The 15,905-nt window shown below is 51.8% G+C and carries 17 protein-coding genes; 5 read left to right on the top strand and 12 right to left on the bottom strand.

Features of this window, described 5'->3' with window-relative positions:
- Window positions 1-32 precede the first annotated feature (32 nt).
- On the top strand, window positions 33-224 hold the full coding sequence (locus tag BN2591_RS23185) for a YdfD/YebW family protein (protein ID WP_086874081.1): 192 nt from the start codon (window positions 33-35) through the stop codon (window positions 222-224).
- On the opposite strand, the gene pphA is transcribed toward BN2591_RS23185, so the two are convergent.
- Window positions 225-869: a protein-serine/threonine phosphatase gene (gene pphA / locus BN2591_RS23180; RefSeq protein ID WP_086874080.1), complete on the bottom strand. Its 645-nt coding sequence runs from the start codon at window positions 867-869 to the stop codon at window positions 225-227.
- 175 nt (window positions 870-1,044) lie between these two features.
- On the opposite strand from pphA, the gene BN2591_RS23175 reads away from it, so the two are divergent.
- Window positions 1,045-1,992: a VirK/YbjX family protein gene (locus tag BN2591_RS23175; protein ID WP_086874079.1), complete on the top strand. Its 948-nt coding sequence runs from the start codon at window positions 1,045-1,047 to the stop codon at window positions 1,990-1,992.
- A gap of 292 nt (window positions 1,993-2,284) precedes the next feature.
- Here BN2591_RS23175 and BN2591_RS24425 read toward each other — a convergent pair whose 3' ends face one another.
- From BN2591_RS24425 to yobA, 4 genes are all read right to left on the bottom strand, one after another.
- Window positions 2,285-2,638, bottom strand: coding sequence for a hypothetical protein (locus BN2591_RS24425; protein WP_143468282.1), 354 nt, complete (start codon window positions 2,636-2,638; stop codon window positions 2,285-2,287).
- Between the two features lie 912 nt (window positions 2,639-3,550).
- On the bottom strand, window positions 3,551-3,889 hold the full coding sequence (locus BN2591_RS23170; protein WP_086874249.1) for a YebY family protein: 339 nt from the start codon (window positions 3,887-3,889) through the stop codon (window positions 3,551-3,553).
- Between the two features lie 18 nt (window positions 3,890-3,907).
- Window positions 3,908-4,777: a copper homeostasis membrane protein CopD gene (copD, locus tag BN2591_RS23165; protein ID WP_086874078.1), complete on the bottom strand. Its 870-nt coding sequence runs from the start codon at window positions 4,775-4,777 to the stop codon at window positions 3,908-3,910.
- 3 nt (window positions 4,778-4,780) lie between these two features.
- A complete protein-coding gene (gene yobA / locus BN2591_RS23160; protein WP_086874077.1) occupies window positions 4,781-5,155 on the bottom strand; it encodes a CopC domain-containing protein YobA in 375 nt (124 codons plus the stop codon).
- Between the two features lie 137 nt (window positions 5,156-5,292).
- Between yobA and BN2591_RS23155 the strand changes: the two genes are divergently transcribed.
- The gene (locus tag BN2591_RS23155; protein ID WP_086874076.1) at window positions 5,293-5,523 is read left to right on the top strand and encodes a DNA polymerase III subunit theta; all 231 of its coding nucleotides are present in this window, start codon (window positions 5,293-5,295) and stop codon (window positions 5,521-5,523) included.
- 11 nt (window positions 5,524-5,534) lie between these two features.
- On the top strand, window positions 5,535-6,197 hold the full coding sequence (exoX, locus tag BN2591_RS23150) for an exodeoxyribonuclease X (protein WP_086874075.1): 663 nt from the start codon (window positions 5,535-5,537) through the stop codon (window positions 6,195-6,197).
- Here the strand turns inward: exoX and ptrB are convergent.
- From ptrB to BN2591_RS23130, 4 genes are all read right to left on the bottom strand, one after another.
- The gene (gene ptrB / locus BN2591_RS23145; protein ID WP_086874074.1) at window positions 6,179-8,254 is read right to left on the bottom strand and encodes an oligopeptidase B; all 2,076 of its coding nucleotides are present in this window, start codon (window positions 8,252-8,254) and stop codon (window positions 6,179-6,181) included. The two genes, exoX and ptrB, sit on opposite strands and share 19 nt — an antisense overlap.
- 78 nt (window positions 8,255-8,332) lie before the next feature.
- Window positions 8,333-8,992, bottom strand: coding sequence for a tellurite resistance TerB family protein (locus tag BN2591_RS23140; protein ID WP_086874073.1), 660 nt, complete (start codon window positions 8,990-8,992; stop codon window positions 8,333-8,335).
- A gap of 94 nt (window positions 8,993-9,086) precedes the next feature.
- Complete coding sequence (yebF, locus tag BN2591_RS23135; protein WP_086874072.1) at window positions 9,087-9,437, bottom strand: protein YebF; 351 nt, start codon at window positions 9,435-9,437, stop codon at window positions 9,087-9,089.
- A gap of 58 nt (window positions 9,438-9,495) precedes the next feature.
- Complete coding sequence (locus BN2591_RS23130) at window positions 9,496-9,834, bottom strand: YebG family protein (protein WP_086874071.1); 339 nt, start codon at window positions 9,832-9,834, stop codon at window positions 9,496-9,498.
- 131 nt (window positions 9,835-9,965) lie between these two features.
- Here BN2591_RS23130 and purT point away from each other — a divergent pair, with 131 nt between their 5' ends.
- Window positions 9,966-11,144 carry a formate-dependent phosphoribosylglycinamide formyltransferase gene (gene purT, locus BN2591_RS23125; RefSeq protein ID WP_086874070.1) on the top strand — a complete coding sequence of 393 codons (1,179 nt, stop codon included), beginning with the start codon at window positions 9,966-9,968 and terminating at the stop codon, window positions 11,142-11,144.
- Between the two features lie 217 nt (window positions 11,145-11,361).
- Here the strand turns inward: purT and kdgA are convergent, their stop codons facing one another.
- From kdgA to zwf, 3 genes are all read right to left on the bottom strand, one after another.
- Window positions 11,362-12,003: a bifunctional 4-hydroxy-2-oxoglutarate aldolase/2-dehydro-3-deoxy-phosphogluconate aldolase gene (kdgA, locus tag BN2591_RS23120; protein ID WP_007371596.1), complete on the bottom strand. Its 642-nt coding sequence runs from the start codon at window positions 12,001-12,003 to the stop codon at window positions 11,362-11,364.
- 38 nt (window positions 12,004-12,041) lie between these two features.
- Window positions 12,042-13,853 (bottom strand): phosphogluconate dehydratase, encoded by a 1,812-nt coding sequence (gene edd / locus BN2591_RS23115; RefSeq protein WP_086874069.1) that lies wholly within the window; start codon window positions 13,851-13,853, stop codon window positions 12,042-12,044.
- Window positions 13,854-14,087: 234 nt separating this feature from the next.
- A complete protein-coding gene (zwf, locus tag BN2591_RS23110) occupies window positions 14,088-15,563 on the bottom strand; it encodes a glucose-6-phosphate dehydrogenase (RefSeq protein ID WP_086874068.1) in 1,476 nt (491 codons plus the stop codon).
- Between the last annotated feature and the right edge of the window lie 342 nt (window positions 15,564-15,905).

Below are 15,905 nucleotides of genomic sequence, written 5' to 3'. Positions count from 1 at the left end.
TTATCGTTACGTTGTACAGCGCCGAGGATGGAATGTTCGCTCTGGTATTATTTGTTTGCTACCTGGATGGTGGATGCGATGACATCGTGGTCGATGTCTATAACACGGAACAGCAGTGCCTTATTGCAATGAAGGATCAGCGCATGCGCCACGGCGGCTGTTTTCCTGTAGAAGAGTTTATCGATGGTTTCTGGCACCCGGCTAACGAGTTCAGCGATTTCTGATCACTGAACCTGTACCAGCGTCAGTTCGCCACCAAATACTGCCCCGGTATCGATATAGTGCTGGTTTTGCCCATCAAAACGCTGCTTGAGTGGAGTATGGCCAAACCAGAAATGATCGGCTCCCGCGATACGACTCCCTTTACCTGCCAGCAACTGGTTAAGCCTGTCGCGGCACCAGAGCACGGATTCGCGATCCACCGCCTGTTCCCACAGGTACTCCTCCGCCGGGTAGTCTGCATGGGCAATCACATTCACCTCCCCCTTGCAGCGCAGCTCCATAATGTATGGCAATTCAGCGCAAGCACGCAGTGCTTCGAGCGCCTGTTGCTGCTGTGCTTCATCAAGCGCGCTAAACCAGTTGCCGCCATTAAGCAGCCACATTGCCATCTCGCCGTAACGTAGCGCGTCGATAGCCATCTGTTCATGATTACCACGCACGGTACGAAACCAGGGTTTTTTGAGCAATTCAAGGCATTGCAGGCTCTGCGGACCGCGATCGATTAAATCCCCGACGCAGATAAGTAAATCCTGATAGGGGTCAAAGTGACGTTCCCGTAAGGCTTGCATTAAACGTTGGTGACAACCATGGAGATCGCCGACAATCCAGATATGGCGCCAGTGAATGCCGTCAATACGTTGATACATATTCATTCCCCCTCTCTTTCCAGTATAGGAAAATCCTGCACCAGGAAGAGAGAATCGTTTTTTGCCTCTATTTCTAAATAGAAGTTAAACAGAACGGAAATAAAGCCGGGAGCAAGGTTAATTTGTATTTCCATGATCTCTAAACTAAGCGCTGAACTTTTAGAGGTCTTTCTCCGTGTCCAATACCAGCCTGCAAACAGAACTTAACTCAAATCATAATGCGCATATTATTTCCGATCTGGTAAGCGGACGTCTTGTGCCAGGCCCCATCTGGAAAAAACGTAATTACCGCATTAAGTTTTTGTTACGTTCGCTGCTGTTCTGGTCGTCCACAAACCGGATGCTTACCTCGCTTTCGCAGCGCCCGGATTTTAGCCGCTTACTTGACGCGCAAATAACGCTGCCGAGCAAATCTCATCGCCAATATTTAACGCTCGGGTTAAATGCTTCGCAACGTGCAGATGCCATCATCAGCCACTACGCCTGGCTTGATGAAAAAGTATCGCCAAAACTGGCGGAAGCGCTGAGTTCGCCCGTACCAGTGCAGATAATTGAATTTACCGGTAAGGATGATGCGCATTTTAGCGTTTATGCCTCGTGCGCCAGTAAAGCTGAACGCGAGGGAGAAACCACCCTGTGGATGTATGATGGCGAGCAGACCTTGCTGGCAAGCGTAACCTTTAGTGTGGTGGGTGAAGAAGGCCATCGCGCGCTGGTGATTGGTGGTTTACAAGGCCCGCGCCGCAGTGTCAGCCATGAAGTTATTAAAGTCGCAACTCGCGCCTGCCACGGTATCTTCCCGAAAAAAATGTTGCTTGAAGTCTTAAGTCAGATTTCCCTGCTTACCGGCGTTTCGGCAATGTATGGCGTCAGTGACAACGGGCACGTATTCCGCGCATTGCGCTATCGCCTGAGCAAAGGCCGCCATTTCCACGCCAGCTATGATGAGTTTTGGGCATCAATTGAAGGCGAAAAAGAGAGTGCATGGCGCTGGCGTTTACCAGTGCAATTCGCGCGTAAACCGCTGGAGGCGATCGCCAGTAAAAAACGTGCTGAATACCGCCGTCGTTTCGAATTACTGGACGATGTGATTGTAAAAATTAACCACTTATTTGCGGCATAACAGCATGTGTTGATAAATCGTCCAGCTAGCGTGAGTTGCTCCCTGGACTGGACGATTGATATTCTCTTGTGCCCGTTGTGGTTTTTTTTCATCAAATCCTCTGGGTTCAACAAGTACTCTCCTGATGCTTCGCGCCGCTGACCTGCCCCTTCCGTGAGATCAATGTAATTGTCAGCTGTTTCATATTGCCGCGAGTACGGTGGAGTATTCCTGAACTGCGACAACTCGCTGCGCATGGACGCAAAATACGCAAACAATATCAAGTAATTATCGAGCTTTAATACCTGCAGGTCTAAAGGAAAACTTCGTTATTGCGTTTATTAGACAAATCACTTTCTCGACGGTATTCGAGAGCTGTGAACGGGTTTTTAGCAATATAGGTAATCGGTCGTCGCGAGAACGTAAAACCGATAAACAGGTGACTAGATTCTGCTGAAATAAATCGGATGCCAATTCTACGGCCAAGTTCAGTTTCTCCTGAGATGACACCGCAGATATAAGACTCTCCCGCATATTCGTGTGGAGAAATTTCAGAGAAAGATACCGGCTTTGTATAAGCAATATTGTTATCACAAATACCTGGCAGCATATCCTTTGCCGGTTGGTTATTTAGGTCTTTTGCTGGCTTTCCTTTACGAATTGGCACCCTGCCGGGATTAAGTTACTTTTCTCAAAAAAATTAATGACAGCCTGTTCAGCTCATTACGTTATATATTGCTCTACCCATAAACCACATGCGCCATGGAAGCTAATAACATCTTTATTTTCATACTAAGTGCATTCCCTTGAAAAGGCGGATCGTTTTATCGGTTATAAGGTCTTAATATTTATATTTTTCATCACTACGCTCTGCATGTTGCTGTTTCATGAAATGTATTTTGCGAGCAGTACTCCATTTGTCTTACGCGGGTTGCCGCGACCGGAGTGATGTGAAGATGTCAGCGAAGTGCAGCTCCAGAACCAGGGCAAACAGGTCAAAAACGTTCGTTAAAACTGACGTACATCGCGTAAAACTATCAACGGACTCCCGATCAGAACCTCTCCAGCGTAGATGCTTTTACTTCTGTGCCTCGGGAAACCATAACCCCGCGGTACGTGACGGTTTCCCGTGGCTTACAGGCTGGTTATTAGATGCGGCATAAAGAGGTGTTCTGGCATGCATTGTTGTGGTCATAAAAACATCGTAATCACAAAAAAATACCTGGACGCACGCGGTGCAGAATATGTTATGGTTTGTGGCGATGCACGGTTTTGGGAATTTTCAGGACGAGATAAAGAAACCTGCATGACGTAGAGATAAAAAAAGACCGAACACGATTCCTGTATTCGGTCCAGGGAAATGGCTCTTGGGAGAGAGCCGTGCGCTAAAAGTTGGCATTAATGCAGGCTAAGTCGCCTTGCACTTTAAGAATAGATGACGGCGTCAGGTTTTCCAGTCCGCGACAAAAGTGGTCAGAAAAATTGGGTTACCGTCACGCTAATGAAAGGCGAAAACCGCAAGGCTTGTTTATTCAGGCTTGCGGTTTTTTATTGTGGATCAGCGGATTAACGCTGAATTTTAACAAAGCGTCTCAGCTCGCGTAATAAAAGGGGCAAGACTCATTTTTTCACCAGGTTTGGCAGGATTATCGATCTGGATGATGCTAATCGGCTGAGCAATAGTCTTACCACTGGCAACTTCTTTTTCAGCCACATCATTCAATGGGTATTGCACCAGCGTGCTGGGGTTGATGGCATACAACGCATGACCTGGCCGGCACGTCAGCATCACTTCCTCACGGTTAAATGCCCATTTGTCTTTGCCAATCTCAAAGCGGCTTACCGTAATGACCTGTGGCGAAGCCAGTACCGTACCTGAACATGCCAGCATTACCAGAACTAATAAACTCTTCTTCATTTTTCCCGCCAGGTTCATTCAAAAAGGTTCCCATGTTGCAAACAAACTTACTGCTGCCAGCACCAGTGCGCCCAGCCCGACTTCAGCCCAGGTCAATGCGATAAAACGCTGCCGGGCAGTGTCACTTTGCAGAGTCAGTCGCGGCACCAGAACATACCGATTCATGACAGCTATTACTACCATCAACGCCACAAGCGCACATTTCAACAATAACCCCTGGCCCCAGAGGCTCTGCCATGGCCTGGCCAAACCCTGTATTAAGAGCGTATTGATAGCGCCAGTGAGGATCACGCCCGCGACGGCGAAATGGCCGTACCAGGAAAAGCGCATCATGGCGGCAATTGCCGATGCACGCCAGGGGCCGCGAGCCAGTTTCATGCAGAATAATACCGGCAACAACCCGCCCAGCCACATCGCGGCACATAATAAATGCACTGCGTGAGTACCCCGCTGCACGACGCCCATTGCGCCCTCACGCATCGCGGCATGCCCTATTCCTGCGGCCAGTACAAATTGCAGAATTACCAGTAGCAGTATTTTACGTTGCTGTAACGGTTGCATAAGCACGACAACAAGCGCCAGACACGCAGCAACAACCTGCCACACCAGCACGGCCCCGGTTTGTGTGCCAGCGGCTACCAGCCAGATATCCGGACGCACGACATCAGACCAGCCATCGCCCATTACACCGCCCTGCACGGCAAACATCGCTGCTGCACTGACTGCGGCAAGCCATAAACAGCCTCGTTGCCAAAAAAGAAAGCGTTGCGCGAGAAGCCGTTGCAGGCTGCCCGGCGCGAACCACACACTAAATAACGTGCAGCCCAAGACCTGCATCAGAGACGCAAAATGCACAAAACGTAATCCAACCAACACGGCTGCTAACATCAGTCACTTCACGGAAAATGCGTATTGGCCACTGGTTTTGTGCCCGTCAACGGAAACGACATGCCAGTTAACGGTATAGTTGCCCGTTGGCAGCGGTTCTTCCAGCGGAACAATCATCTGCTTTTTGTCATTCTCATTGCGCTTTACCACGCCAGTCTTGATAATTCGCTGCTGCGCATTGGTCACTGCGACGCCGCTAAATTTAGGCTCGATGCCTTCAGAGAAATTCAGCGTTAATGCTTGTGGCGCGGCCGCAACGGCTGCATCTGCGGCGGGGTACTGCCCTTTAAGATGAGCATGCGCCAGAACAGCAGGTGTCGCGAACAGGCTGACAATCAATGCGATGGCTCGCCAGTGGCGACAGGATGCAACAGGCATATTGTTCATTCCTTTTAGTTATGCATATGACACAAAGAATAACGCTGTACAATAATCGCGTCGAGTATCATCGTCGGCACGCTTGTCTTTCTGCGACAGGCTTAGTAACTTTTGCCGCGTGAACCCAGGAGAACATCATGATTACCAATCTTGCGCAGCTTGAACAACAAGAGATGGACAAGGTCAACGTTGACCTTGCTGCGGCGGGTGTCGCGTTTAAAGAGCGTTACAACATGCCGGTGATTGCCGAAGCCGTTGAACGCGAGCAACCGGAACATCTGCGGAGCTGGTTTAGAGAGCGGTTGATAGCCCACCGTCTGGCCTCTGTGTCGCTCTCCCGCCTGCCTTACGAGCCCAAAGTGAAATAATGGAGCCAGGCATGTTACGCGTTATCGATACCGAAACCTGCGATTTGCAAGGAGGCATTGTTGAAATTGCCTCCGTTGATGTTGTCGACGGGCAGATTGTTAATCCGATGAGCCATCTGGTACGCCCGGACAGGCCAATCAGCCCGCAGGCGATGGCGATACACCATATCACCGAAGCGATGGTCGCTCATCAGCCATGGATTGAGGAGGTTGTTCCACACTATTACGGGAGCGACTGGTATGTCGCGCACAATGCCAGTTTTGACCGCCGGGTGTTGCCTGAAATGCCGGGAGAGTGGATTTGTACCATGAAACTGGCGCGCCGCCTGTGGCCCGGCATCAAATACAGCAATATGGCGCTGTATAAATCACGTAAGTTGAGTGTTCAAACGCCTGCCGGATTGCATCACCACCGCGCGTTATATGATTGCTACATCACCGCTGCGCTGTTGATCGACATTATGCAGGTGTCCGGCTGGACACCCGATCAAATGGCCACAGTAACCGGTCGCCCCGCGTTGCTGACAACATTTACGTTCGGTAAATACCGGGGTAAAGCCGTCTCTGAAATCGCCGATCGCGATCCGGGATACCTGCGCTGGTTGTTTAACAACCTGGAGCGCATGAGCCCGGAGCTGCGATTAACATTAAAACACTACCTGGGCGAAGAGTAACCGTTCCCTTTTCCGGGCAATGTTCCCTGTGCCAGGGCGATTAAAAACGCATATTCCAGTGCAACACCTTCGTAGGATTTAAACCGGCCGGATTTTCCACCATGTCCGGAATCCATATCCGTGCACAGCAATAGCAAATTATCATCGGTTTTATATTCACGCAGCTTCGCGACCCATTTTGCAGGCTCCCAGTATTGTACCTGCGAATCGTGAAGACCGGTCGTTACCAGCATATGCGGATAGGCATGCGCTGCAATATTGTCGTACGGGCTATAACTTTTAATGTAGTGATAATAGGTTTCATCCTGCGGATTGCCCCACTCTTCAAATTCCCCGGTGGTTAACGGAATTGACTCATCAAGCATGGTGGTCAGAGCATCGACAAACGGCACCTGGGCAATGACGCCGTGGAACAGCGATGGACGTTGGTTGATGACCGCGCCCATCAGTAATCCGCCCGCGCTCCCCCCCATGCCATAACAGAACAGTGGCGAGCCATAGCCTTGCGCCAGCAAGTTGTCGGTGACATCGATAAAATCATTAAAAGTGTTTTTTTTGTTGAGGAACTTCCCGTCCTCATACCAGGAATGCCCCAATTCGCCGCCGCCGCGAATATGCGCGATAGCGCAGACAAACCCGCGATCCAGCAAGCTGAGCCGACTACTGCTAAAATCTGCATCCATACTGGCGCCGTAAGAACCATACCCATAAACCAGTAACGGATTCTCACCTTTGCGGAAATATTTATGGTTATAAACCAGCGACACTGGCACTTCGACACCATCTCTGGCGTGGATCCACAAGTGCTCGCTGCGATAATCGCTGGAATCAAACCCCGCTACTTCCATTTGTTTCAGTACACGCCGCTCTCCGGTATCCATATCCAGCTCAAACAGCGTATCCGGCATGGTCATTGATGAGTAGCCATAACGCAGGCGTGATGTTTCCGGTTCCGGATTGTAGGCAAGCCAGGTGACATAGGCGGGATCATCAAACGCAATACCGACAACTTCCCGCGTTTTGCGGTTAATCTGGCGCAAACTCGTTAAGCCGCGCTGCCGTTCTTCCACAACCAGCCAGTCAGTAAACAGCGTAAACCCTTCGAGCATCACCTGCTCACGCGCCGGGATCAGCACTTCCCAACGCCGTTCATCGCGCACTTTGGTTCGATACAGGCCGAAATTTTTACCATCCCGGTTAGATCGCAAATAAAAGGTGTGCTGGTAATGATCGAGGCTATATTCGTGATCTTTGCGCCTTGGCAGAAAACGCAGCGGTTGCGCATCCGGCAGTTCTGCATCAAGCAGGAGAACTTCACTGGTAGTCGCGCTGGCGAGATGAATAGTGATGTAGTGCTGGGAGGTAGTTTTGCTCAGGCCAACATAAAAGGTCTCATCCTGCTCTTCATACACCAGCTCATCCTGCTGCGAAGGCGTGCCTATGGTGTGTCGCCAGACCTGGTAAGGCAGTAAAGTTGTGGCATGTTTGCGCACATAGTAGAGCGTTTCAGAATCATTAACCCAGACAAATTCCGGCGAGACATTATCCAGCATTTCCGGATACCAGTTGCCCGTTTCAAGATTGCGAAAACGCAGACCATATTGTCTGCGGGAAAGATAATCTTCGGCAATCGCCATGATGGTGTTGTCGGGTGAGACTTCCATGCCGCCAAGGGTGTAGAACTCACTGTGAGACGCACGCTGGTTGGCATCCAGTAACACCGACCACTCATCCCACTCGGAACTGAGAACCGACTGACGCTGATAAATGGCATATTCATTTCCCGGCTCGTAGATGTGCCGGTAACGGTAGCCATTTTTAATATAGGGCGCGGAGACTTCGCGCTGAGGTATTCGCGAGATGATTTCTGCCAGCACGTCGTCCTGCAACGCTTGCTGGGAGGCCATTACCTCACGCCCGTAATCATTTTCCTGATGGAGATAATCCAGAACATCTGGCTGTGAGCGCGTATCATCCCGCAGCCAGTAATAGTTGTCGATACGCGTATCACCATGCATTGTCATGGCGTGCGGGATTTTTTTTGCTTTCGGCGACATAACACAATTCTTATTTGGTTTTACATACCTATAAGGGTGGCAAAACCCGCGCGCGATGCAAGCGAAACGTAATGTAGATCATGAGCTAAGCGCTAATTTCTGCTTTTTGAGATCTGCCTCGATATCTTCTCGCACGTCTTGCGGAATTTTTAACGCATCGCCCAGCGCGTTTAAATAGCTGCGCTCCATAAAATGATCGATATCGATAACGGCGCAGCTCAGGAAGTAAACTTCCAGCGCTTCTTCTTCGTTTTGCACTCCCTGCGCCAGACGCGCGGGATCCAGCGGCTGGTCTATAGCATTCGACACCAGTTGCTGCCCTTGCGCTTCCACGCCCGCTTCACGCAATTGCTGTTCTATCGCCGCGCGTTCTTTATCATCGATGTGTCCATCGCTTTTAGCGGCGAATACCAGCGCCAGGATCAGCCGCTCAGTGCGTACATCCAGGGGCGTGTTTTGCTGGCCAAATTTCGGCTCACCCTGATGTGCATCCCGGATGCGATCCTTGTACTTATTCCACAGCACGCTGCCCGCAACGGCGCCTCCGCCCACCAGCAAAGCACCCGTTCCATATTTCGCGAGCAATTTACGCGATGATTTACTGGCAACCAGCAGACCCGCCAGGCCACCTAATGCACCCGGCACCAATAAATTATTAAGCCCCTGCCCACCTGAACTCGGCGTCTGTGTATCACTTTTCTGACCAAGTAACGACTGCAGTTGATTTAACCAGCTCATAGAACCCTCGCTTACCATGATAGTTGTGCGCACAGAGTAAGCGAGGGGGATGTCAGGAAGTGTCTATATCTGAAAAGAATGGGAAAATGCGCTGTTACGATCGCGGCTGATACTCTGCGGTTCCAGCTTTACAATCGATGGCGACGCGATAGTGAATGTCCGTGCTTTTGCCGCGAACGGTTAACGCCACAACCCATTTATCATCCTTAACAGTAATTTCCTTCGGATTGACCCAGGCAACCGGATCGGCCTGCCCCAGTTTCTTTTGATCATCAGCCCATCGGACAATGCGATTCTGCAGATAATCCCGCTTAACACTGGCGGCAATGCCGTCTGCCTTGAGCCCCTCGCACGAGGGAAATTTCACCGCCTTATCCGTGGCGGCATACGCCGCCGTGCTACCTGCCAGCAAAAGCAGACCAGTGAAAACTCCTGCTATTTTCATGCTTATCTCCTGATTTTTACCCCTTCAAAGCATGGTACAAATTGCTGGCAGTGCAAGATCACGCGACTTTCACGCGTTTCGCTGCAGTTTTGATATCCACAGCGTCAGCGGTTTCTGCATCAGAAGAGTCGGCCGGTGCTGCCGCGTCTTCCGTTTCAGCACCCGGCAATTTGCCTGATTTCAGAATGCCGTTAAGCGCCTCTTTTTGCTCGGCAAGCCACAGCGCCATCTCATCACGCGCGTTGTCTTCCAGTGCTACCGGCCCTGTTGCAAGCCAGTCACCGAGAACTTCGGCCAAATCGAGCATCTTATCGTAAGCATCGGCTTCCTTTTTGCTGGCAAAAGACATTTTTTCCTCACCTTCACGAATGACTACGTATTTAACTTCTACCGCCATGATGCAGCCTCATTTAACTGTGTATTTATACAGTATAGTAGCGCGATGAAAAAACCACCGCAAGTGATAAAAGACAGACGCAAACGTTTTCGTTTATACTGCGCGCAAATTTTTTCTAACGGTATAATGCTATGACTCTTTTAGGAACGGCGCTGCGCCCTGCAGCAACACGCGTGATGTTATTAGGCTCTGGCGAACTGGGCAAGGAAGTTGCTATCGAATGCCAGCGTCTGGGTATTGAAGTGATCGCCGTGGATCGCTATCCCGACGCACCAGCGATGCATGTTGCGCATCGCTCGCATGTCATCAACATGCTCGATGGCACGGCGTTGAAAGCGCTGGTTGCGCAGGAAAAGCCCCACTTTATCGTGCCGGAGATCGAAGCTATCGCCACCGATACGCTGATTGAACTGGAAGCGCAGGGTCAACATGTTGTCCCCTGCGCACGCGCCACCAGGCTTACGATGAATCGTGAAGGTATCCGCCGCCTGGCGGCTGAAGAGTTACAGTTGCCGACCTCCAGCTATCGCTTTGCCGACAGTGAAGCTGCCTTTCAGCAAGCCGTCGCGGAGATAGGTTTGCCTTGTATTGTAAAGCCGGTGATGAGCTCCTCCGGTAAAGGCCAGAGCTTTATTAAAAGCGCCGATCAGTTAGCAAGCGCCTGGGAATATGCCCAGCAAGGGGGTCGAGCAGGCGCCGGGCGCGTCATTGTTGAAGGCGTGGTCAATTTTGATTTTGAAATCACGCTGCTGACCATCAGCGCCGTCGACGGTGTTCACTTCTGCGCACCAGTCGGTCATCGCCAGGAAGATGGCGACTACCGCGAATCCTGGCAACCGCAGCAAATGTCGCCCCTGGCGCTGGAGCGCGCGCAAGCTATTGCCAGCAAAGTGGTGCTGGCGCTTGGCGGTTACGGTCTGTTTGGCGTTGAGCTTTTTGTTTGCGGCGATGACGTTATCTTTAGCGAAGTTTCTCCGCGCCCGCACGATACCGGCATGGTGACCCTGATTTCGCAGGATCTTTCCGAGTTTGCCCTGCATGTCCGCGCGTTTCTCGGCATGCCCATTGGCGCCATTCGTCAGTATGGACCGTCCGCTTCGGCCGTGATCCTGCCACGCCTGACCAGCCAGAATGTCACCTTTGATGATGTGGACAATGCGGTGGGTGCTGGCGTGCAGTTGCGCCTGTTCGGCAAGCCGGAAATTGCGGGTTCCCGCCGTATGGGGGTCGCGCTGGCTGTGGCAGATAACGTCGAAAAAGCGGTGGAATACGCTGTTGCGGCAGCGGCGGCGGTGAAGGTCAACGGGTAAACTGCCCTTCCTGTAGGGGCGTGAGTATTTACTGAAACGCACAAGGTCTCTTAATAAAGAAGCACCTGCCAGCCCCCTGAGAGTTAACTCTGGGGGCATTAACCAGAATCACATCTTTCGATGTCCGTGACCCAAGACGAGTCAGAGTCATAAAAAAAAGCCCGGTCGACGTTATACGACCAGGCTTTTATCAGGCGGGCTTCAGGCCCAGCGAAAATTACTGTTTCGCGCCTTCAACTGCTTCGCGAGCCAGTTTAGTGATGCGATCGTAGTCGCCTGCTTCCAGCGCATCGGCCGGTACCAGCCAGGAACCACCGATGCACAGCACGCTTTTCAGCGCCAGGTAATCACGGTAGTTAGCCGGAGAGATGCCACCAGTCGGGCAGAAACGTACCTGCGAGAACGGACCCGCAATCGCCTGCAGCGCTTTGGTGCCGCCATTGGCTTCCGCCGGGAAGAATTTAAACTCCTTCAGACCGTAGTCCATACCCAGCATCAGTTCAGAAACGGTGCTGATACCCGGGATCAACGGGATAGTGCCTTCGGTCGCGGCTTTTAGCAGCGGCTCGGTCAGGCCCGGGCTGATGGCGAACTGTGCGCCAGCTGCGGTCACTTCTGCCAGTTGCTGCGGGTTCAGCACAGTACCCGCACCGATAATCGCGTCCGGCACTTCCTTCGCGATAGCGCGAATAGCATCGATAGCGCAAGCCGTACGCAGAGTCACTTCCAGAACGCGAACACCACCTGCAACCAGCGCTTTCGCCATCGGTACGGCGTGCTCCAGTTTGTTCACTACGATTACCGGCACTACCGGACCCGTTTTCAGGATTGCTTCTGCACTCGTTTTCCAGTTTTTCATCAGTGTTTTTCTCTCGCCAGAACTAAAATCTTGTCGTCTTAAAAAGTGATACAGGTCGCGCCCTGCTCTGCGCCGGAAAGTTTTTCCCGCAGCGCACCAAACATTTCACGCCCTGTGCCCACGCGCATCGCGCTAAGGTCAGGAATATGTGGCTGACGTGCGGCAAGAACGTTGTCATCAACCAGCAGCGTTAATTCGCCGGTCTGCCCGTTAACCCGAATCATGTCGCCATCATGCACTTTTGCCAGCAACCCGCCATCATATGCTTCTGGTGTAACGTGAATTGCCGACGGCACTTTACCTGATGCCCCTGACAGCCGTCCATCAGTAACTAATGCAATTTTGAAACGGCGGTCCAATAATACACCAAGTGGCGGCATGAGTTTATGTAATTCTGGCATACCGTTCGCTTTTGGCCCCTGATGGCGAACAACCACCACACAATCGCGGTCCAGCAGACCTGCTTCAAAGGCGGGCAGTACGTCATGCTGACTTTCAAAAACCACCGCCGGCGCTTCAATCACCTGGTTTTCTACCGGAACAGCGGAGGTTTTCATTACCGCACGCCCGAGGTTGCCGCTCAGCACTTTAGTGCCGCCATGTTTAGAAAACGGTTTATCAATGCTGGCGATAACGTTGTCATCCAGCGACGCGGCTGCGCCATCACGCCAGTCCAGTTCGCCGTTATTGAGCCACGGCTCGTGGGTATAGCGCGCCAGACCAAAACCTGCGACCGTATTGACATCTTCATGCAGCAGGCCGCCTTTCAGCAACTCGCGCAGTAATACCGGCACACCGCCTGCGGCCTGGAAGTGGTTAATATCCGCCGGGCCATTCGGGTAGAGACGTGCCAGCAAAGGAACAACGTCAGAGAGATCGGAGAAATCATCCCAGTTAATGATGATGCCTGCAGCTCGTGCCATCGCCACCAGATGCATCGTGTGGTTAGTGGACCCACCGGTCGCCAGAAGCGAAACGATACCGTTGACCACCACTTTTTCATCGATCATTTTGCCAAGCGGCATCCATTCATTGCCGTTACCGGTAAGACGCGTTACCTGACGGGCCGCAGCCTCCGTCAACGCTTTGCGCAACGGCGCATCAGGATGGACAAACGAGGAACCCGGCAACTGCATGCCCATGAACTCAATCACCATCTGGTTGGTATTGGCAGTACCGTAGAAGGTACAGGTGCCTGGAGCGTGATAGGATGCGGCTTCAGATTCCAGCAGAGCCATGCGATCGACTTTGCCCTCAGCATAAAGCTGGCGGATACGCACTTTCTCTTTGTTTGCCAGGCCGCTCGCCATCGGGCCTGATGGCACAAAAAGTGCCGGCAGGTGGCCAAACGACAATGCTGCCATTGCCAGTCCCGGGACGATTTTGTCGCACACGCCAAGATACAGCGCGCCATCGAACATATTGTGCGACAGGCCGACCGCAGCAGACATCGCAATCACTTCACGGCTCAGTAAGGACAATTCCATCCCGTCCTGGCCTTGCGTTACGCCATCACACATGGCCGGAACACCACCAGCCACCTGCCCAACTGCATTTACTGAATGCAGTGCTTTACGGATGATATCCGGATAAACCTCGTAAGGCTGGTGCGCGGAGAGCATGTCGTTATAAGACGTGATGATCGCAATGTTGTTGCGCAACATGCTTTTGAGGGAGGCTTTATCATCGGGCTGGCAAGCGGCAAAGCCGTGCGCCAGGTTACCACAGGCGAGTGTTGAACGGCGTACGGTATCGCTTTTCGCTTGTTCAATACGTGCCAGATAGGCTGAGCGGGTTTCGCGCGAACGTTCAATAATGCGATTTGTTACGCGTAACATTGTCGGGTTCATAGAAGCTCCTGAAATTTATCTGTCCGGGGAAGCCGCGTTAACAGTGCGATTAGCTTTACGTAACAAGCTGAAAACACCAGAGCGCCGCGCCCCAAAGGCAAAATCGCTTCAGCCAGTGTAATAAAAAAAGCCCCGCTGGTGAATCCAGTCGGGGCTTGAAAGATGAAAAATTGTTCGGATAGCTGAGTTAGATCATGTTACCGGTAAAATTGCGCAACTTTAACCGACAGCAAATCACTCAAACTCGTTCCAGGAACGGCCGTCACGGGTGATCATGGCCACCGAGGCCACTGGCCCCCAGGTTCCCGCCTGATAAGGTTTCGGCGAGTCGTTATCCGCCGCCCAGGCTTCCGTGATGGAATCGACCCATTTCCAGGCTTCTTCCACTTCGTCACGACGCACGAACAGCGCCTGAATACCGCGCATTGTTTCCAGTAACAGACGCTCATAAGCATCTGCCAGATGTGTCTGATTGAACGTTTCGGAATAGCTCAGATCCAGCTTGGTAATCTGCAAATTATGTTTGTGATCGAGACCCGGCACTTTGTTCAGTACCTGGATATCCACCCCTTCATCCGGCTGCAGACGAATCGTTAGCTTGTTCTGCGGCAGATCCTGCCAGGACTCTTTGAACAGATTCAGCTCAGGTGTTTTAAAGTACACAACCACTTCAGAACACTTGGTCGGCAAACGCTTACCGGTGCGCAGGTAGAACGGCACACCCGCCCAACGCCAGTTATCAATGTCGACACGGATAGCAACGAACGTTTCGGTGTTGCTGGTTTTATTCGCGCCCTCTTCTTCCAGATAGCCCGGTACTTTCTTGCCCTGAGCGAAACCGGCGCTGTACTGGCCGCGTACGGTTTTTTCACGCACGTTGGTGCGATCAATACGGCGCAGCGACTTCAATACTTTTACTTTTTCGTCACGAATGCTGTCGGCGCTCAGATCGGACGGCGGCGACATGGCAATCATGCACAGAATTTGCAACAAGTGGTTCTGGATCATATCGCGCATCTGTCCGGCCTGGTCGAAATAGCCCCAGCGCCCTTCAATGCCCACCTCTTCCGCCACGGTGATTTCAACGTGATCGATGGTGCGATTGTCCCAGTTATTGACGAAAAGAGAGTTCGCAAAACGCAGCGCCAGCAGGTTGAGCACCGTCTCTTTACCGAGGTAGTGGTCAATACGATAAACCTGGCACTCTTCGAAAAATTCGCCCACCTGGTCATTGATTTCCCGCGATGTGGCAAGCGAGGTGCCCAGCGGTTTTTCCATCACCACGCGCGCCGGTTTGGCGTTCAGTTTCGCTTCACCCAGGCCTTTGCAGATTGCGCCAAAGGTGCTCGGTGGCATGGCGAAGTAGTTGATGGTGGTACGGTTTTTTTGATCCAGCATCGCACCGAGACGTTTGAAGGCTGACGTATCGTTAACGTCCAGATTGCAAAAATCCAGACGACCACTCAGCTTATCCCACAGGCTCTCGTCGATCTTTTCCTTCATAAAGGTTTCAAGCGCTTCGCGAACAACCTTGGTATACGCTTCCTTATCCCAATCAGCGCGGCCCACGCCCAGGATCCGTGTCTCCGGGTGAATCTGGCCCGCTTTTTCCAGTTGGTACAGGGAAGGCAGCAATTTCCGGCGGGCGAGGTCGCCCTTAGCGCCGAAAATGACCAGGTCACACGCCTGGGCTGTTTGTATTACCGCCATGTCTTTCTCCTCAGTTGGCTATCCTGGAGCTTCAGCCAGGCCTCAGTTGTAATTTTATTACAGTGCACTGTACTGCTTTTACGTAATTCCCGAAACTGTTAAGCCTTGTCAGGACGTGCGTTATTCTGTTGTGATGAAAAAACTGTTCTTTCGCCCTGATAAAGCGGGATATTTGCCCAATACGCAGTGGGTAAAATCCGACTCTGATCATGTAATGAAAAAAAACAACAACATTTCTCATCACGACTTACCTTTCTGCGCGCCGCAGGGGTAATATCTAGCTAAATCGCATCACGATTCCATCTATTGGTGTAATCGTTTTACCATGAGCGTTTATCACCC

The sequence above is a fragment of the Kosakonia pseudosacchari genome (assembly GCF_900184035.1).
In the GTDB taxonomy this organism is placed as follows: Bacteria; Pseudomonadota; Gammaproteobacteria; order Enterobacterales; family Enterobacteriaceae; genus Kosakonia; species Kosakonia pseudosacchari.
The sequence above is the reverse complement of the archived record's forward strand: the minus strand, read 5'-3'. Positions and strand labels throughout refer to the sequence as shown.